We start from the raw sequence: 16,152 nt of genomic DNA, 5'->3' as shown, positions 1-16,152 counted from the left end.
TTGAGACAATACATGAATAAAAACGAGTAAATGGATTAGAATAATAAGGAAATTTTATATGAATTCATCAATAGGTGAATGAAAGAAAAAGGGACAACTTATTTAACTTTTGCTTGCTTCATAGGATGATAAATGTTATGAATAAAGCAAAGGTATATTCTATGAACAGGAGGGATTATAATGGCGTATTTTTTGACTGACGATAATGTGAAGTTATTCTATGAAACGAAAGGAGAAGGAAAAAAGACGATCGTTCTTATCCATGGATGGTCCGCTCACCATTTATTTTTTAAAAAACAAATACCGGAGCTGTCTAAAGATTACAAAGTAGTTTATTATGACTTGAGAGGGCATGGGTTATCAGAAGTGCCTGATGATGGATATACAATTTCAAGATATGCGCAGGATCTAAAAAATCTGATTGATTTTTTAGACTTAAAAGAGATTACCTTAATTGGATGGTCGATGGGTACTCATATCATGTTTGATTATGTGAAACAGTTTGGCGTGCATGGCATTGATAAAATGGTTATCATCGACATGACAGCGAAACTGATCACAGATGATGCATACAAGGTTGGACTTTATGGAAAATTCACCATGGAAGACAACTTTGGTACGATGGTTTCAATGAATGAAGACTGGAAGGGGTTTGCAGATGCATTTGTTCCGGCCATTTATGCGAAATCAGGCTGCAAAAACAAAGAAGATCTTGAATGGAACTACGGAGAGGCCTATAAGAATTCTTCCACCGTTATGACTCGCATGTGGATTTCTATGAGTGCGCAAGATTATCGTGAAGTATTGCCAAAGATTACCATTCCTACATTGATTACATTTGGAGAAGAAAGTTTACTGTATACGAAAGAGAATAGTGAATATTTGAATCAAATGATAAAAGACTCCAAGGTGGTTGGATTTCCAAATTGCGGACATGGTTTGCAGCTTGAAGACCCTGACAAATTCAATAAAGAAGTGAAGGAGTTTATTGGGTAATTGCTTCTAAATAATACTTTATAATTTGGAAGCCGTTGGACATGTATAATTAAATTTAAATAAAATAAAAGAAGGCAAGTTTTTTCTTGCCTTCTTTTATTTTGAGATGAAGCAGTACAGAACCGCTTCAAGTAAGAGGAAGTTTTTGAATCTTGATAAAGTCGAATAATGTCGTAAAATGTCTAAACAGAATTAGGAGACGCGTTTATGTTAAAATCACTTCGTTTTTACTTTTTAGGATATATCGGGTTATATATTTTAAGTTTCATTATTTTTGTAATGCAAAGCATTTTATTCATGAGAGAAGGTATCTCTCTTAATTTGTACTCGCCTGACCCGGAATATTTTCCTTTTCTGCTTCTGATAATACCGTGCGCTTTTATATTTGGTATATATTGGGGAAGAAGACGCAATGATCAAAGAATTTCTTTTGAAAAAACATATTATTATTTTCTTATAGGATTTAATTTGATTTTAATTTATATAAGCATTGCTTACCGGAGTGAAATACTTGAAACGATTACTCTCTTTCTGTATGATTGGTTTGGATTTGATCCGTTTAATGAAGATCCAAAATTCGCACAACGAATTATTGTTGCTGGGTGTGAAATGTTGTTTGATCCGTGGTTTTTCATTCAAGTTTTTATATTAGATTTGGGATTTTGCTGTTCAATGATTCGATTTAATAGAGGATGGATACAAAGCAGGATAAAGTAAATAAATATGGAAGCAAGCTGCCAACATTTTTAACACGAAACTGCATCACATAGGAGAAACATATGAAGTATATTATTCATGGAATTTTTGGATATTTGATTTGGGCGAGTGCACTTTAAGCATTGTTTAAAAGAATGGCAAAAACTACAAAGAGGATATAAAAATATCCTCTTTGTATAACATTTAATTATAAATAATTTTGCATCAATACAGAAATCATTTTGGAACATTCTGCTCTTGTAGCATTCCCTTTTGGAACAAACGTTTTTGACGTTTTTCCATTAATAACACCTGCTTTCTGCAGTTCTTTTATGGCTGCTTGTGCATAGCTGTCAATCTGATTTCTATCTGTAAAGTTTACTTCTTTGTTTCCTCCGCGCAGTTCTTTCTTTTCAATCTTTGACAAATACCTGGAAAGGATTACTGCCATGTCTTGCCTTGTAATCGTATCATTAGGATGAAAGGATGTTGACCCATCACTGTTTGAATATCCAGCTGCAAGGCCGGTATCAGCAGCCCATGATACTGATTTTGTGAACCATGCCTTTCTGCTTACATCATCAAATTTTGAATCCTCATATTCATTCAAATCTGAACCCGACAGATTGGCCAGAATTTGTATAAATTGGGCTCTTGTTATATTTTCATCCGGTTCAAACGTTGAATCATTCATGCCCTTGATTACCTCTCTTGACGCAAGATAAGTGATGTCGCTGCCTGCCCAATGCTTTTGTATATCCAGAAAGCCTACATCATTATGTGCAATGATATATGTTGAGCAGTGATCTGCTGTTATTGTGAAAGTCTTTCCATCCGCTTCCATCTTCCCGCTTACAATCGGTTTCAACAAGCCTTCGCGGGTTATCTCATAAGCCACAATTGCTTCCTTTTTTTGATTTGCAAGCTTTTGATAAGGCAGCTTTATAACCAGATTACTATCAAACTGTGAGATTTTTTTTGTGCCCACTACTACTGAGACTTCAAAGCTTTGACCCTTTTTAATCTGCTCTTTGCTTTTCTCCGAAATGTTTGCCGCATTGATTCGTACCGTTTCTGCACTTTTCTTTGTAATTGTAATCTTTAGATCTCCCTTTTCCTTATACAGGGTGTTTAAAGAATGCTTGTCAAAGAAAAGTTTTCCTACAGAGGTCGATAATTTTACCGTATCTACACTGTTATGAAGCTCGGAAACTGCTGCTTGAGGAATCGTGGTTTCAACGCTATTGGCTTTTGAATCCGATCGAACCTCAAGAATGATTTCTTTATTAGCGGAAGTTCCTTGCTTCTTAATTTTTTCAGCTTCTTTTAGCATCTTGGCAATGGCATCCTTTACTGTTTCTGCGCCAATAACTGCACTTGCTTTTCCCTGTGCATCTGTTTTAGCTTCTGCTGTGGCTTTACCGCTTATGGTAGTTCCTTCTGCATTAGTGGTTTCCTCTGTAACCGTTTCTTCTGGATTCCAGCCTTTTGTACCGGAAACTTTAGTCCAATCTTCTGTATAGAACCAAAGGATTTTTTCACCTCCATTTAATTTCCAGTCAGCTGCACTTACATCGATTAGATAATTATCTACTTTTACCATCCAGCCGGAATTTTTACCCAAGTCAAATTCACCAAGCCCGTCTATACTGGAGACATATTTATCACCAGATTTAATCGTATAGGTTGTGCCGTTAAGGGCTAAAACTGCTTTAAGTGCATCCATAACTGATGTGACACCTGGATCAATGACATAGCGGCTGCTGGTCCAAGTCTTTCCATTTGCTCCTTTAATCGTTAAAATAACGGATTGTTCTTTTTCTATTGGATTTTCCTGCTTTTCATCGATCACATTTATAACAAAAATAGCGGAAGTATTTATCCTCTTGATAAAGTTATCATTGTCATCATAATAATCTTCATAATGAGATACTTTAATACTTTGAGCACCTGTTACCTTGCTGTCAAATCCTTCAATCGTGCAGGCAGCGGTATCAATATCTTTTAATACAACAGCGCCGTCTGATATATATTTTGCCTTTAGGGCAATTCCTTTAGTATTGAGGCTTTCTCCCAATTTATAGACGGTTTTATCCGGCAGCTTTGTAACGATTAAGTCTGAGAGATAATGCTTCAACTGATAATCTGAATGATCTCCGATATTTGCCCCAATGATACGAATGGTATAGATAAGTGGTTCTTTTTCTCCATTCTGAACAATGATTCTGACTTTGTCTGCTAAAGCGAGTGGCTCAGAGCTTGTACCGGAAGAGATTCTTCTATTATTGATAAAGATATTATCTGAGCTGTTGCCAGTTGCTGTAATCATTAAACTTTTTAAATCTGTAGCATCGTAGATATAATGGTAGGTTCCGTCGATTAACGCTATGGATTCTCCGTTGATTACAAGTTCTTTTAAGTTATTTGTTTTTCCCACCGCAGATTTTTGGCTTTGCGCTGTAAAGATTCCGGCTACTTCCGAAGAGGTTTCTCCCATGATTCCGTTATCTTCAAGTGCAGCCGTATAAATTTTAATATATTTTGCACGATCAATTTGCACACCATTGCCATCTTTATCAACAGCCCAATCCAGATCCATCCCATCGCCATTATACTCTTGAATTCCATAGGCGTATGGGTTAACAGCGATATGATTGCTTCCTGTTTTATGGCAGTCTGCATAGCCGAAGGAAGGTGTCTTTTCTGCCTGGATCATGTTTCCTACAAAGGAAAGTGTGCTATCAGAGTACTTTGAATTTGCAGCAACGCCCTTATTATATGCGTTATAGAGCTTTGGATTTGGATAGTATGCTTGTGTATGGTTACCATTCTTGTAGATATATCCGGTTTTTTTATCCGAAGTTGTCCAAGGGACATCAACGGTGCCCTTAAATGAAGTATCTGGATTTGTATAGGTTATGGCAAGGTTTTTCTTTGTATTTGCATTGTAGTATTCACTTCCTGCTAATTCATACCAGTTTTCACCGTCATTAGAAACCATAACGGCGCCTGGCTCACTTTTTCCGTTGCCAGCATTTCCATATACAATAAAGTCAATTCCATAAGGGTTATTTGGGCTATTCGTTATAGGTTGATCAAATTCATATACAATGTATCCGCCATATGCTCCTAATGAAACTACTTTTTCCGAAAGGGGATTTTCCAGCGTCACATTTGGATCTGGGTAAGCATTATAAAGCATTTCTGTTTTGTTTACAAACTGCCCGGGAGCCGGTAAGAAAGTTACAACTCTGCTTGGCTTGTTCGAACTTACTTCTTCTTTATAAAGCTCCAGCTCTTCCACATCTGCGTAATTGGCTCTGACAATTAATGTTTCATTTCTTATCAGAAGTCCATAACCGGGATCAATCCCTGTTGTCTCATCTAATATCAATTTTTTAATTTTGTTTTTTAAATCATAGGCATACACATCACCGGTGTTATCCACCAGATAAAGAATTCCGTTGTATTCTGCCTGAGCAAGAATGTTTTTCAGTGTAAGATTTTGTAGAATGATCACATCTGCACGACCCAGCGAATCAAAGCGGATCTTACGGTACTGTGTTGCATGAATCTGATTTTCTACATTGAAAAAAGCCTTCTCTTTAGAATCGTATACAAACGGTAGCGTACTGTTTTTCCATGGAGCATCTCCATTATAGGATTTCGCACACTTGATGTCATATCGTGTTGTCCATTTGCTGTGATAATTTTGATCCTTTATTTCTTCGTCACTCAGCAAGAAATAGTTATGCTTTACTTTTCCTGGTCTGTCCGGTGTTTCATCTGCCCAGGTAGAATCTACATGATACCAATTTCCTGCAAGGTTCACTACATTCCATGCATGTCCGTTTCCGCTTACATAGTGGCTCTCTACACCTGCTTTTTGAAGCAGTAAATTCAAAGCCATAGAATATCCTTGGCATACCGCATCCCCGTCTACTAAAGCACCGTATGCTGTGTAAGCATTCATTTGATCTGCAGCACCTGTCAGATGACCGACTTTATTATATTGACAATGTTCAACAAGCCAGTCGTGAAGTGCCAGAAGCTTCTCTAGATCGGTCATATCAGAAAAAATACATTTCTCTGCTGCCGAGTCCAAAGCTGCCTGCAGTTTATTCTTTGCGATTGTAAGGAATTCCGTGTCTCTAAAATCTTCAATGATCGAAGGTCTTATGATTGCAGCGTTTCCTTCGAATTCAATTTGATATTCCGTTCTGACATAGAATAATTCAGGATGCTCAAATAACACGTTTAAGTATAGTCCGATCAAACTGTTTTCAATTTCACTAGCCGTTCCTGTATAAGGAATCGTGATGGTTATTTCAGATGCGGTTCCGCCATTATAAGATTTTAAGCTCTTATAAATGGTATTATAAGCTTCCTGTTCTTTTTCCACTTTCTCCTCTATAGTCAGCTGTGCATCCGTCTTAATGGTATCGATTTCTTTCTTTGCCTCTGCAAGAGCCTCTTTTATCTGCTCAAAGGTTTCCCCATGATTAATGGATGCTTTTCCCTTGACAATCGCAGTTTCTAATTCCTGTTGTTGCTCTTCGCGATAATCGGAGCTGTTTTTATAATTTGTCAACTCTTCAATTGCTGATGTTTTCTTATCTTCTAAGGTTTCTCCTGCTGTTATTACCAGTTTTGAAAGAGGTAACAGGATTGGGGTTGAACTTTCTTTGGAAGCGGTAATATAGTAGGAGCCTGCCGATAACGTGAGTCTTGCTTTTCCATCGCTGTCTGTCACTGCGTTTTCAATTGCTGTCAATGCTCCATATTCGTTGACAAGATACAACTGAGCCCCCGAGATATTTTCCGTCTGTTTCTTTATTTCATTCTCATCCTTCATACCATAGTACGCAAAACAGAACCCTTTTAAAGATACATTGAAAGGAACATTTGCTGCTGCTTCTATTTCGTTTCCTTCTTCAAACCATGTGTAATAATCTGAATACCCTGTAGTGTCGCGATAAATAAAGAACTCCACAATATCACGGTCCTTTATCTGTGCTTGATTTACAGTGTAGCCGGTATACCCTTGATACGTTTCGTTATAGATTCCATCATTCGGAGCTCTTCCGTTGATAGAAAATCCATTATTTGAAGTGTCGATCCCGAAAATAACAGAAATGCTGCCATTGGAACTTACCTGTAAATATTCACTTTTTGTTTCTTTGGTAAATGCGTCTCCAAAGATTAGTTCATGTTCTTTGACTAAAGCGTCCAAAGCAGAGACGTGATTTTCTACTTCATCAATATAGCCGTAGCTTTCGGCTAGATCATATGCAACATTGATGTTTTGAGGAACGGTTAAAAAAGCACCTTCTGCCTGAGCTCTAATCAGTACATTTGCTTCTGCATCGATCTCACCTTCGTTTGGATTTTCAGTTCCCTGGCTTCCCCTTACTGTGACAGTTGCTTTTACCAGTTGATTTACCAGCTTTTTCAGATCTACATTATCAGGGTACTTCTCTGCATATTTTGCGAATCTGCTGCTCTGCAGATTACTTGTTATGACAACCTCAGTATCATAGTCTGGCGTTGATGCCAATACTAAATTTTCATGCTGAATGAGCTTTGGCTTGCTTGAATGATATAAATTATAAGATTCATCATATCCTTCCTTTGGTAAATCATAAGGTTCAATTCCTTCGTTTGTACACTCAGAAATATCATATACCCAAACCAGATTATCATCTGTATCTAAGTAGCACTCCTTAAATGCATGAAGACTTTTTGTTACCTGCTCCGCATGCATTCCGTCAAGAATACCTGCTGCATAATTGGCCTTTACCCGTTCCATCAGTGCGATCTCTTTATTGATTTCTCCTTGAGTAAGAGGTTGGATATTTAAGGTGAACTCCTTAGTTACTGTAATGTCTGTATTCTTCCGTTGCATAGATATGGTGAGTGTTACGGTTTTTGCTGCATCACCTGGAAGAGATCTGTATACAATCGCACGGTAGCCATTAATCTTTACGCTGCTCGGATCGCTGCTCGATACAGTAAACTTATAGTCATTGTAATTTTCAATTCCGGTATTTCTAGCGGTAAGTAATTGGATATCCTCTGTAACATTTTTCGGATCAATTTGTTTGCCGCTCGAAGAAATCTTCAATTTATCAATTGTATAATTTTTAGTTAATTGTTCTTGCATGTATGCTGGCCAATCGACAGAATTGTCTCCTTGCAGCACCAAGTGAAATCTTTTCTTAAGAACGATTTCGTCTTCGCTCCCAGAGCTAGTCTTATTAAAAGTTATCGTAGCAACTAGGTTTACATTTATATCTTCCAGAGGCCTTGTGACCTCACCGGTAAAATTACCAAACAATTCGCTGTTATTCTTTATAATGTTGATATATGTACTGTCTGATTCCCAGCTGATCGCTGCCCACGCTTTTCCATTTACTTGCTGTGGCAAGGTTAAATTTTTGGTAACTGCATCAATATCTGTATTTTGTTCTTTTATCAAGTCAAAGGTAAGAGCGTCAACAACCTGTTCCGTCATCGTTTGGATCACCTTATCTCTATCCCATCGAATGATTGCATTTACAGAGAAATTAACACTTTGCTGTGCTTTTCTTAAAGTAAACTTTAAGTTGTTGACTTGTCCGAAGTTCATGGAATTAGTCAATTCCGGATCTGCATAGAAATAAGTGATGTCTCCATTTGAAGCGATATACCTTTCATCCACATTATCGACGATGGTTGCTGTTACATCAGAAAAACCTAAATCCTTCAACTTTTCCTGAACCATGGCAACAACATTTGTATCGTTTCCAAATGCAGGAGACAAAACCTTTAGCGTACCATTTAATGAACTATTTGCCCGATCCAGATAATCCTTAGTTGCTTCATCAAGCGATTTTACCGTCAATTCAAATTGTTTTGTATCGGAAGCAGTTCCTCTTGTAATCGTTGCAGTCAGGGTTATCTTTATGCTTCCTGATAGAGGAAGGGTTACCAATCCATTGTGAGTGATAATCTCTGTGTTGCTGCTGGACCAGGAAATCGTTGTTCCATGCTCTCCGGTGAGAGGAAGATTTAGGCTTCCTGCTTCTTCGATCACCAACGGTTCCAGCTGAAGGGCATTTCTGTCGGCTGCAACTGCTTCCACACTTGCATTTCCTCCGGCTTCTAATCCACCCTGCCACTTTAAGACCGGATATTCCTGATTGATTGCCTTATCGCCGGAATAATCTTTATTAAAAGCGTCTCCCAGCATGATCACAAACGTGTCATCTTGCATCTCTGCTGCAGTCTTTGCTATGGCATCTCCCGTACCGCTGCCCAGACCTGTGCTGAAGCTGCCTGTCAGGTAATAGCAATTGCTGACGCTTCCGGAAGAAGCACCTGCTACCGCCCCTATTTTACCCATGGAATCTTTTTCTTTCGTTAGGGTTCCAATGCTGTAGCAATTTTGTATACTTCCTGTTGAGTTTCCGGTGATTCCGCCTATTTCTCCGCAGCCTGAACCGGGACAAGAGCCTGTGATGGTTCCAAAATTATAGCAATTTTTAAGAATGCCCGATGACTGTCCTGCGATACCTCCTGCATCCAGCTCGGTAGCATAATAAGTGGTGGAAGTTTTTATATCCGCATAATTTGCGCAATTTTCAATCATTCCACCTGCATTATTTCCGACGATACCTCCCACACGCTGTCCGGTGGAAACAATACTGCCGCTGAAAGAGCAATTACTGATATTACCGTAATTTGAACCCATAATGCCGCCGATATTGCTGCTTGCCTGGGTTATGATTCCTTCAACAGTGATATTTTTTATGACGCTTTCTGTATTACTATACGCAAAAAGTCCATTTGAACCTTTTAAGCCGGTAATTGTATAGTTCTGCCCGTCAAATGTTCCTGCGTATTGATTTGAGTAACTGCCTATGGATGACCAAGTATTATCCTGCTCCTCATCACTTAAAACAAGATTTCCTGTGAGAAGAGCATTGGCCGTTACATTTCCGGCATTTACATAATTAGAAAACCATGCTAGGTTTTCACCGTTGGCGATCTGATAATAAACGCTTCCATCCTTTGAGATCGTGGAAGGCTCTTCTGCTGTTCCGCTCCATACGATCCGTATTTCCATGGTCTTTTGGATATGAAGTGCTTCTCCTTTTACGGTTATGCTCCCCATGATGGTCTTATAGCCATTGCAAGCTATCGAATAAGCGTATTCGCCGTCAGCTAGGCTATAGCTTCCGTCCATACTCTTTTCCTGCACATCTTCTTCGTGTTTTACCGATACAATCCCAACGGCTTTCGGATTGTCATCAATAAAAGAAATATCAAATGTAACCGTGCTTCTAGCGGACGCAGTAAGAACGATTTCAGGAATCTCTATATCGGTACCACTTACAGTAAAATTTCCTTCTTCTGTGTGATATCCAAATTTAGAAACAGTGAATGTATAGCTGCCCTTTGGCAGATGATATACCAGGCCGCTCTCATTTACTATTGTTCCTGTTGAATCCTTAACGAGTAGCTTTGAGTCTGTCGGAGTGATATTCTTAAAAGTTACAGCATAGGTCTTAATCTCTAAATTTACAGAGATTTTTTTTCCGCCGTTGCTGATATTAAAACTGCCATCTACTGTTTTAAATTCATCCTTTGAAACAGTGTACGAATAACTTCCGTTACTCAACTTATAGATTCCGCCTGCTTCAGCGGCAACCGGATTTCCCTGGCTGTCTACTACTGCAACCTTAGCCTGCTCTTGATCCACTTCAAAAGCAACAATGTACTTTGCATTAGGGTCCTGCCATCCCAAAATTGGATAACCGTTATTTTTATTTGGGACGGTATCGGAAACAAAGCTTCCCCCGAGATCAGCAACAAAGCTGTCGGTTTTCATGTTAGCCGAAGATTTCGCACTGACATTGGAATTTTCTCCGTCATTGCCGATCCCTACAGGGAAAGTTCCTTCAAGATAGTAGGCTTTTTCTAAAGCTGCATTAGAGGATTGATATAAAAATCCAATCACCGCACCTACATTGGTGGTTCCGGTTGACTTAACGGTTCCGGTGCTGTAACAGCTGGAAATTGTTCCGGTATAGGCGTATCCTACAACACCACCGGTGTTAGAGCCGGACGATTCTATTTCCCCTAGAGTATAGCTGCTGTTGATATCAGCATATCTGTTCTGTCCGGTAATTCCGCCTACATTAGAATTACCTGTCACTGCACCTGCATTATAACAGCCTGTTATTTTTGCATAAGAATTAGCTTTTCCGTAGTTACTGCCCGCAATTCCGCCTACATACTTCTGTGTTGAAGTAATCGTTGCCTTATTGCAACAGCTTTCAATGGTTCCGGCATTGTAGCCCGCGATACCGCCTGCATAATTAGATTGCGTTGATATATTTCCTTCCACGGTTACATTTTTTACAGCACCGGCACTGCCTATGTACCCGAACAACCCTTGATAGGTTGACGAAACATCGATGCGAATGCCACTGATGGTATGTCCTTCTCCATCAAAAATTCCCGTATACTGATTTGAATAATTTCCCATAGGAACCCAAGGATCATCACTGAGAAGGATATCATCCGTCAAAACGGCTCCTGCACCTTTGTCCTGTAACGTTCCATCTGTAAGAGTACCGTTTACCAACTCGGCGAACCACACTAAATTCTCCTCATTTGCAATCTGGTACACTCCGTCTTTCAGCTCCGGTTTGGCAGATGCTTCACCATCCACAGCATCCTTGCCTTCCATCTTAATAGACAGCGGCTGCTCCTGCTTCTGCTTCTCTTTTTCAGATATACCTTCCTCAATGAATAGGTCTTTCGAATCTTCTTGAAGGTCTAATTCTTTTTCCAGATCCGACGATTCTGATTCCAACTCTGAGACTTCTGACTCTGATTCCGACTCGCTACTTACAGTAGAACCGGAGTCTTCTTCAACTACTTCTGCAGACACATTGCTTTCTATCGTATCCGCCAGCGCTACTATTGGCAATAAATTTAGACATAACATCCATGTCAAAAACATTGCTAAAACTTTTTTCTTCATTGTTGTTCTGCACACTCCCTTCGTTTGCTTTGAAAAATTTATGTTATCGCAAATGCGTTACACTGAAATCATTGCCTTTTTCTTAAAAAGCAATAAAAAAAACTGCAGCAAAATGCTACAGTCCGTTTTCTCTGTATTATATTTGAATTGTTGTCTTTTAAGATACATTCTTCTTTTAAATGATCTAGATACTGCAATCAATTGCACAAAGTTAAATTTGTACAATAAAAAAAACTGCAGTAAAATACTACAGTCCGTTTTTCTGTAAATAAACACAACAAAAATTCAAGAAACTTTAAACAATACCGATAATCCGCGGTTTGTTGTTGACTCTTCATGCAGGTCTTCTGGCTCACGTATCATCATTTCTTCCCGCCTTCCCAGGAAATTCCCAGTGGCATACCAGTGGTATATAAGAGAAACTACACGCATACAGCGGCGGTACCGCGCAGGCCTTTAACCTGCTTCCCTCTTAGCTGCACAATTGTTAGTCCCCAGTTTACTTTATCGTACTAGGCTTTCAATGTGCAGAACATAAAGGTTTTATTAAATTGTTTCTTAATAGTAACATTATCATCTAAATATTGTCAAGCAATCTTCTACAAAATTCAACATTCTTAAGCTGATTCAGGGTCACTTACCATTTAATAGAGGATGGATACAAGGTAGGATAAAGTAAATAAATATAGAAGCAAGCTGTCAATATTTTTAATACGAAGCTGTGCTATAACCAAAGCTCTCCTACACGTGCCCTGCTTGCCTTTTTCTCTAATTTTTGTTACAGTTAAGCTAGAAAAGAAAAAGGGAAGGGTAACTCGGGATGAACGCAAATTATGATATTAAATTAATCGCATTGGATATGGATGGAACTCTATTAAACGAACAGGGGCGTTTGTCTTTATCCAGCCGAAGAGTTTTAGAAAAAGTCATGGAAGAAGGAATCCATGTGGTAATTTCTACCGGACGTGTATTTAGTGCGTTGCCCGAAGATGTATTGGATGTTGACGGCATGGAATATGCGATTACTTCAAATGGTGCCAATATACTAAAGCTGAAAGACCAATCGACGGTATATTCGAATTTAATCGGTGAAGACAACATCCTAGAGATTCTTCCGCATATTCAGGACGAAGACATTATGATAGAAGCCTTCTTTGACCATGACGTGGTTGCGGAGCGCAGATGTCTGGAAAATTTACAACGATATGGAATGGTGACGGAGCGATCACAGATTTATACCCTGAGTACAAGAAAGCCCGTGGAAAACATTGAGCAGGTTATAAAAGAGAAAGCCGGCCGGATGGAGAACATTAATTTAATTTTTTCAGATAAAGAAAAGCGTGCAGCGTATTGGCGATTTTTTTCAAAGTTTCCGTCTATTACGGTAACAAGCTCTATGCCGTATAATCTTGAAATCGGCGGTGCGACGACGAGCAAAGCGGATGCATTGCAGCACTTATGCGGTCTTTTAAATGTACAGCATAATCAGGTTATGGCATGCGGTGACAGTGAAAATGATCTGGCAATGCTTCAATTCGCAGGTCTTTCCGTTGCAATGGCAAATGCTGCAGAGCCATTAAAAAAAATTGCACATTTTATAACAAAAACCAATCGGGAAGATGGCGTTGCTCATGCGATTCAAAGGTTTGTGATTGGACAAGATGAGTAGAAAAATTAATAACTTAAATAGAAAAAAGCAGTTAAAATGTAATTTGAAATCAGTATTTTTGAAAGCTCTTTATAAGAATAAGAAGTAAAAAAACATACCTCCTCATATACTGTAATGTATGCAAAAAAACAGTGTTAAGGAGGTATTTCTTTTGAATAGAGTGATTGTAATTGGCGGAGGCTGGTCCGGGTGTGCAGCGTCCTTGGCTGCGAAAAAGGCCGGGGCGGATGTAGTTTTGGTTGAAAAGACGGATTTGCTTTTAGGGCTTGGAAATGTGGGCGGTATCATGCGCAACAATGGAAGATATACGGCAGCCGAGGAAAATATTGCGCTTGGAGCAGGAGAATTGTTTGCAATTACCGATGCACTGAGTCGGCATAAAAATGTAGATTTTCCCGGACATCGGCATGCGAGCCTGTATGATGTCATTAAAGTGGAGCCGCATGTAAGGCGGTTTCTTGAAGAGCAGGGGATTGAAATACATACGATTGCAAGAGCGATTGATGTCGAGTTACAGGCCTCTTCCGCTGGAAGCAGTGCACAGGAACAGAAAAAATGTCTTAAGAGCATTACTTTGGCAGATGGGACTATATTGGAAGGAGACTTTTTTGTTGAATGTACCGGGTCTACCGGGCCGATGGGGAATTGTCTGACTTACGGAAATGGATGCTGCATGTGTATCCTGCGCTGTCCTTCATTTGGACCGCGTGTCAGTATTACACAAAAAGCAGGCTTGAACGATATTATGGGGCAGAGAAAAGATGGAGCGTTCGGTGCATTCAGTGGCTCCGGAAAATTAGAGAAGGAATCCTTATCCAGTGAAATTCAAAGAGAACTGAACGAAAAAGGGGTGGCGATCATTCCATTACCGCCTGAGCAGATTACAAAAGAAAAATTGGATTTAAAAGTATGTCAGCAATATGCATTGGAAGAATTTGCAGACAATATTGTTCTTTTGGACACAGGGTATGCAAAAATTATGACGCCTTTCTTTCCATTGGAAAAATTAAGAAGAGTGCCGGGCATGGAAAATGCACGCTACATTGATCCATACGCAGGAGGAAAGGGAAATTCGATCAGATATCTTTCTGTTGCAGAGAGAGAAAATAATATGATGGTAGACGGGATAGAGAACCTTCTTTGCGGAGGTGAAAAATCAGGCTTATTTGTTGGTCATACAGAAGCGATTACAACAGGAACGTTAGCCGGATACAATGCGGCGCGTCTGATAAAAGGGATGAGACCGTTAGAATTGCCGCCGCAGCTTGCATTGGGAGATATTATTTCTTATGCAAATGAAAAGATAAAAACAAAAGATGGTTTGATGAAACGCTATACTTTTGCCGGAGCGGAGTATTTTGAGCGGATGAAAGAAAAGGGGCTTTACACCACTGATAAAAAGACAATTCAAAAACGTGCCAAAAAATATGATTTAGCAAATATCTATAAAGAGAAAATACTGTAAGAAAATGCTTGGACAAAAAAATCTCTTTGAATCAGTTGACAACTTCTGAGGGAAACTATATGATAAACGTGCGAAAATAGAAGAAAAAGAGGATAAAGATGAGATTAAACAAGTACATTGCTCAATCGGGGATTGCATCTCGAAGAAAAGCAGACGAACTGACCATAGCTGGAAATGTAAAAATAAATGGTACTGTTATGAGAAAACCGGGATATGACGTGGTTGAGGGTGACATCGTTGAGGTTTCAGGACGAAAGATTGAGCCTGTTAAAAAATTAATATATCTTATGCTGAATAAACCCAAAGGTTTTGTTACTACTGTTTCCGATGAAGACGGAAGGGCAACAGTTTTGGATTTGCTAACAGATGTTTCCGAACGCATTTTTCCGATTGGTCGTTTGGATTATAATACATCCGGTTTATTGTTACTGACTAATGATGGAGATTTGGCATATCGTCTGACACATCCAAAACATAAAATTTATAAGACCTATCGAGCCAGAGTCAATGGCATTATATCAGATGCGAGGCTTGCACAGCTCAGAAATGGAGTGGATATTGGCGGATTCGTAACGTCACAGGCGAAAGTGAAGGTACTAAAAGGAACAGCACATACCAGTCTGGTAGAAATTCAGATCTACGAAGGAAAAAATCGTCAGGTTCGCAAAATGTTTGCAAGTGTAGGAAATAAAGTGATTGATTTGGAACGAGTGGCAATGGGAGAGCTTTATTTGGGAAGATTGAAAGAAGGACATTATCGGAAGCTGACACAAGAAGAAATTAATTATTTGAAGAATTGCTGATTATTAGAAATTAGGTGTGGCTTGCTTGCACCTAATTTTTTCTTGCACTAAAAATACCCGTCATAATTGAACGGGCACTTTTAGTATGAGTGTATATATATGTTTCTTATTTTCTCTTGGATTCTTTTGGAGTGACACAAACGCCTTTTGCTCTGCAAACAACGATAGGCTCTTCTAAAAAATCAGCAGCAGAAGGACTGATGTCCGGTCTTGCAGCAACGACTTTCTTTGCAACAAATTCCATTTTTCTGGAAGTATTGCCTAATTTAGTGATTTCTCCATAAGCTTCAATGTAATCTCCAGCATAAGTTGGAGCTAAAAATTCAACTTCATCGTATCTTAAAAATAAGCCTTCGTCTCCATCTGCCTTAATTAAAAGCTCAGTAGCAACGTCTCCAAACAAGTGAACCATGTGAGCGCCATCAACTAGGCTGCCGCCATAGTGTGCGTCTTTGTGAGACATTCTTAAACGAATTGTTGAGGTGATCTT

At 39.1% G+C, this 16,152-nt stretch carries 7 protein-coding genes and 1 riboswitch; of the genes, 5 read left to right on the top strand and 2 right to left on the bottom strand.

The window, feature by feature from the left end:
• The first annotated feature begins 180 nt into the window (after positions 1 to 180).
• Together U5921_RS05375 and U5921_RS05370 are read left to right on the top strand one after the other, a co-directional pair.
• Positions 181 to 996 carry an alpha/beta hydrolase gene (locus U5921_RS05375; RefSeq protein ID WP_324825440.1) on the top strand — a complete coding sequence of 272 codons (816 nt, stop codon included), beginning with the start codon at positions 181 to 183 and terminating at the stop codon, positions 994 to 996.
• Positions 997 to 1,203: 207 nt separating this feature from the next.
• Positions 1,204 to 1,713, top strand: a complete 510-nt coding sequence (locus tag U5921_RS05370) for a hypothetical protein (protein ID WP_324825439.1) — start codon at positions 1,204 to 1,206, stop codon at positions 1,711 to 1,713.
• 187 nt (positions 1,714 to 1,900) lie between these two features.
• Here U5921_RS05370 and U5921_RS05365 read toward each other — a convergent pair whose 3' ends face one another.
• Complete coding sequence (locus U5921_RS05365; RefSeq protein WP_324825438.1) at positions 1,901 to 11,725, bottom strand: S-layer homology domain-containing protein; 9,825 nt, start codon at positions 11,723 to 11,725, stop codon at positions 1,901 to 1,903.
• Between the two features lie 319 nt (positions 11,726 to 12,044).
• Positions 12,045 to 12,226, bottom strand: a riboswitch (cobalamin riboswitch).
• 319 nt (positions 12,227 to 12,545) lie between these two features.
• On the opposite strand from U5921_RS05365, the gene U5921_RS05360 reads away from it, so the two are divergent.
• The 3 genes from U5921_RS05360 (at position 12,546) to U5921_RS05350 (ending at position 15,662) form a co-directional block, all read left to right on the top strand.
• On the top strand, positions 12,546 to 13,394 hold the full coding sequence (locus tag U5921_RS05360; protein WP_324825437.1) for an HAD family hydrolase: 849 nt from the start codon (positions 12,546 to 12,548) through the stop codon (positions 13,392 to 13,394).
• Positions 13,395 to 13,545: 151 nt separating this feature from the next.
• Positions 13,546 to 14,859 (top strand): FAD-dependent oxidoreductase, encoded by a 1,314-nt coding sequence (locus U5921_RS05355; protein ID WP_324825436.1) that lies wholly within the window; start codon positions 13,546 to 13,548, stop codon positions 14,857 to 14,859.
• A 98-nt stretch (positions 14,860 to 14,957) separates the two neighbouring features.
• Positions 14,958 to 15,662 (top strand): pseudouridine synthase, encoded by a 705-nt coding sequence (locus U5921_RS05350; protein WP_324825435.1) that lies wholly within the window; start codon positions 14,958 to 14,960, stop codon positions 15,660 to 15,662.
• A gap of 106 nt (positions 15,663 to 15,768) precedes the next feature.
• Here the strand turns inward: U5921_RS05350 and U5921_RS05345 are convergent, their stop codons facing one another.
• On the bottom strand, positions 15,769 to 16,149 hold the full coding sequence (locus U5921_RS05345) for a hotdog domain-containing protein (RefSeq protein WP_324825957.1): 381 nt from the start codon (positions 16,147 to 16,149) through the stop codon (positions 15,769 to 15,771).
• Between the last annotated feature and the right edge of the window lie 3 nt (positions 16,150 to 16,152).

Origin of the sequence: Sinanaerobacter sp. ZZT-01, assembly GCF_035621135.1 — a bacterium.
GTDB lineage: Bacteria > Bacillota > Clostridia > Peptostreptococcales > Anaerovoracaceae > IOR16.
This window is presented reverse-complemented; position numbering and strand designations above follow the sequence as displayed.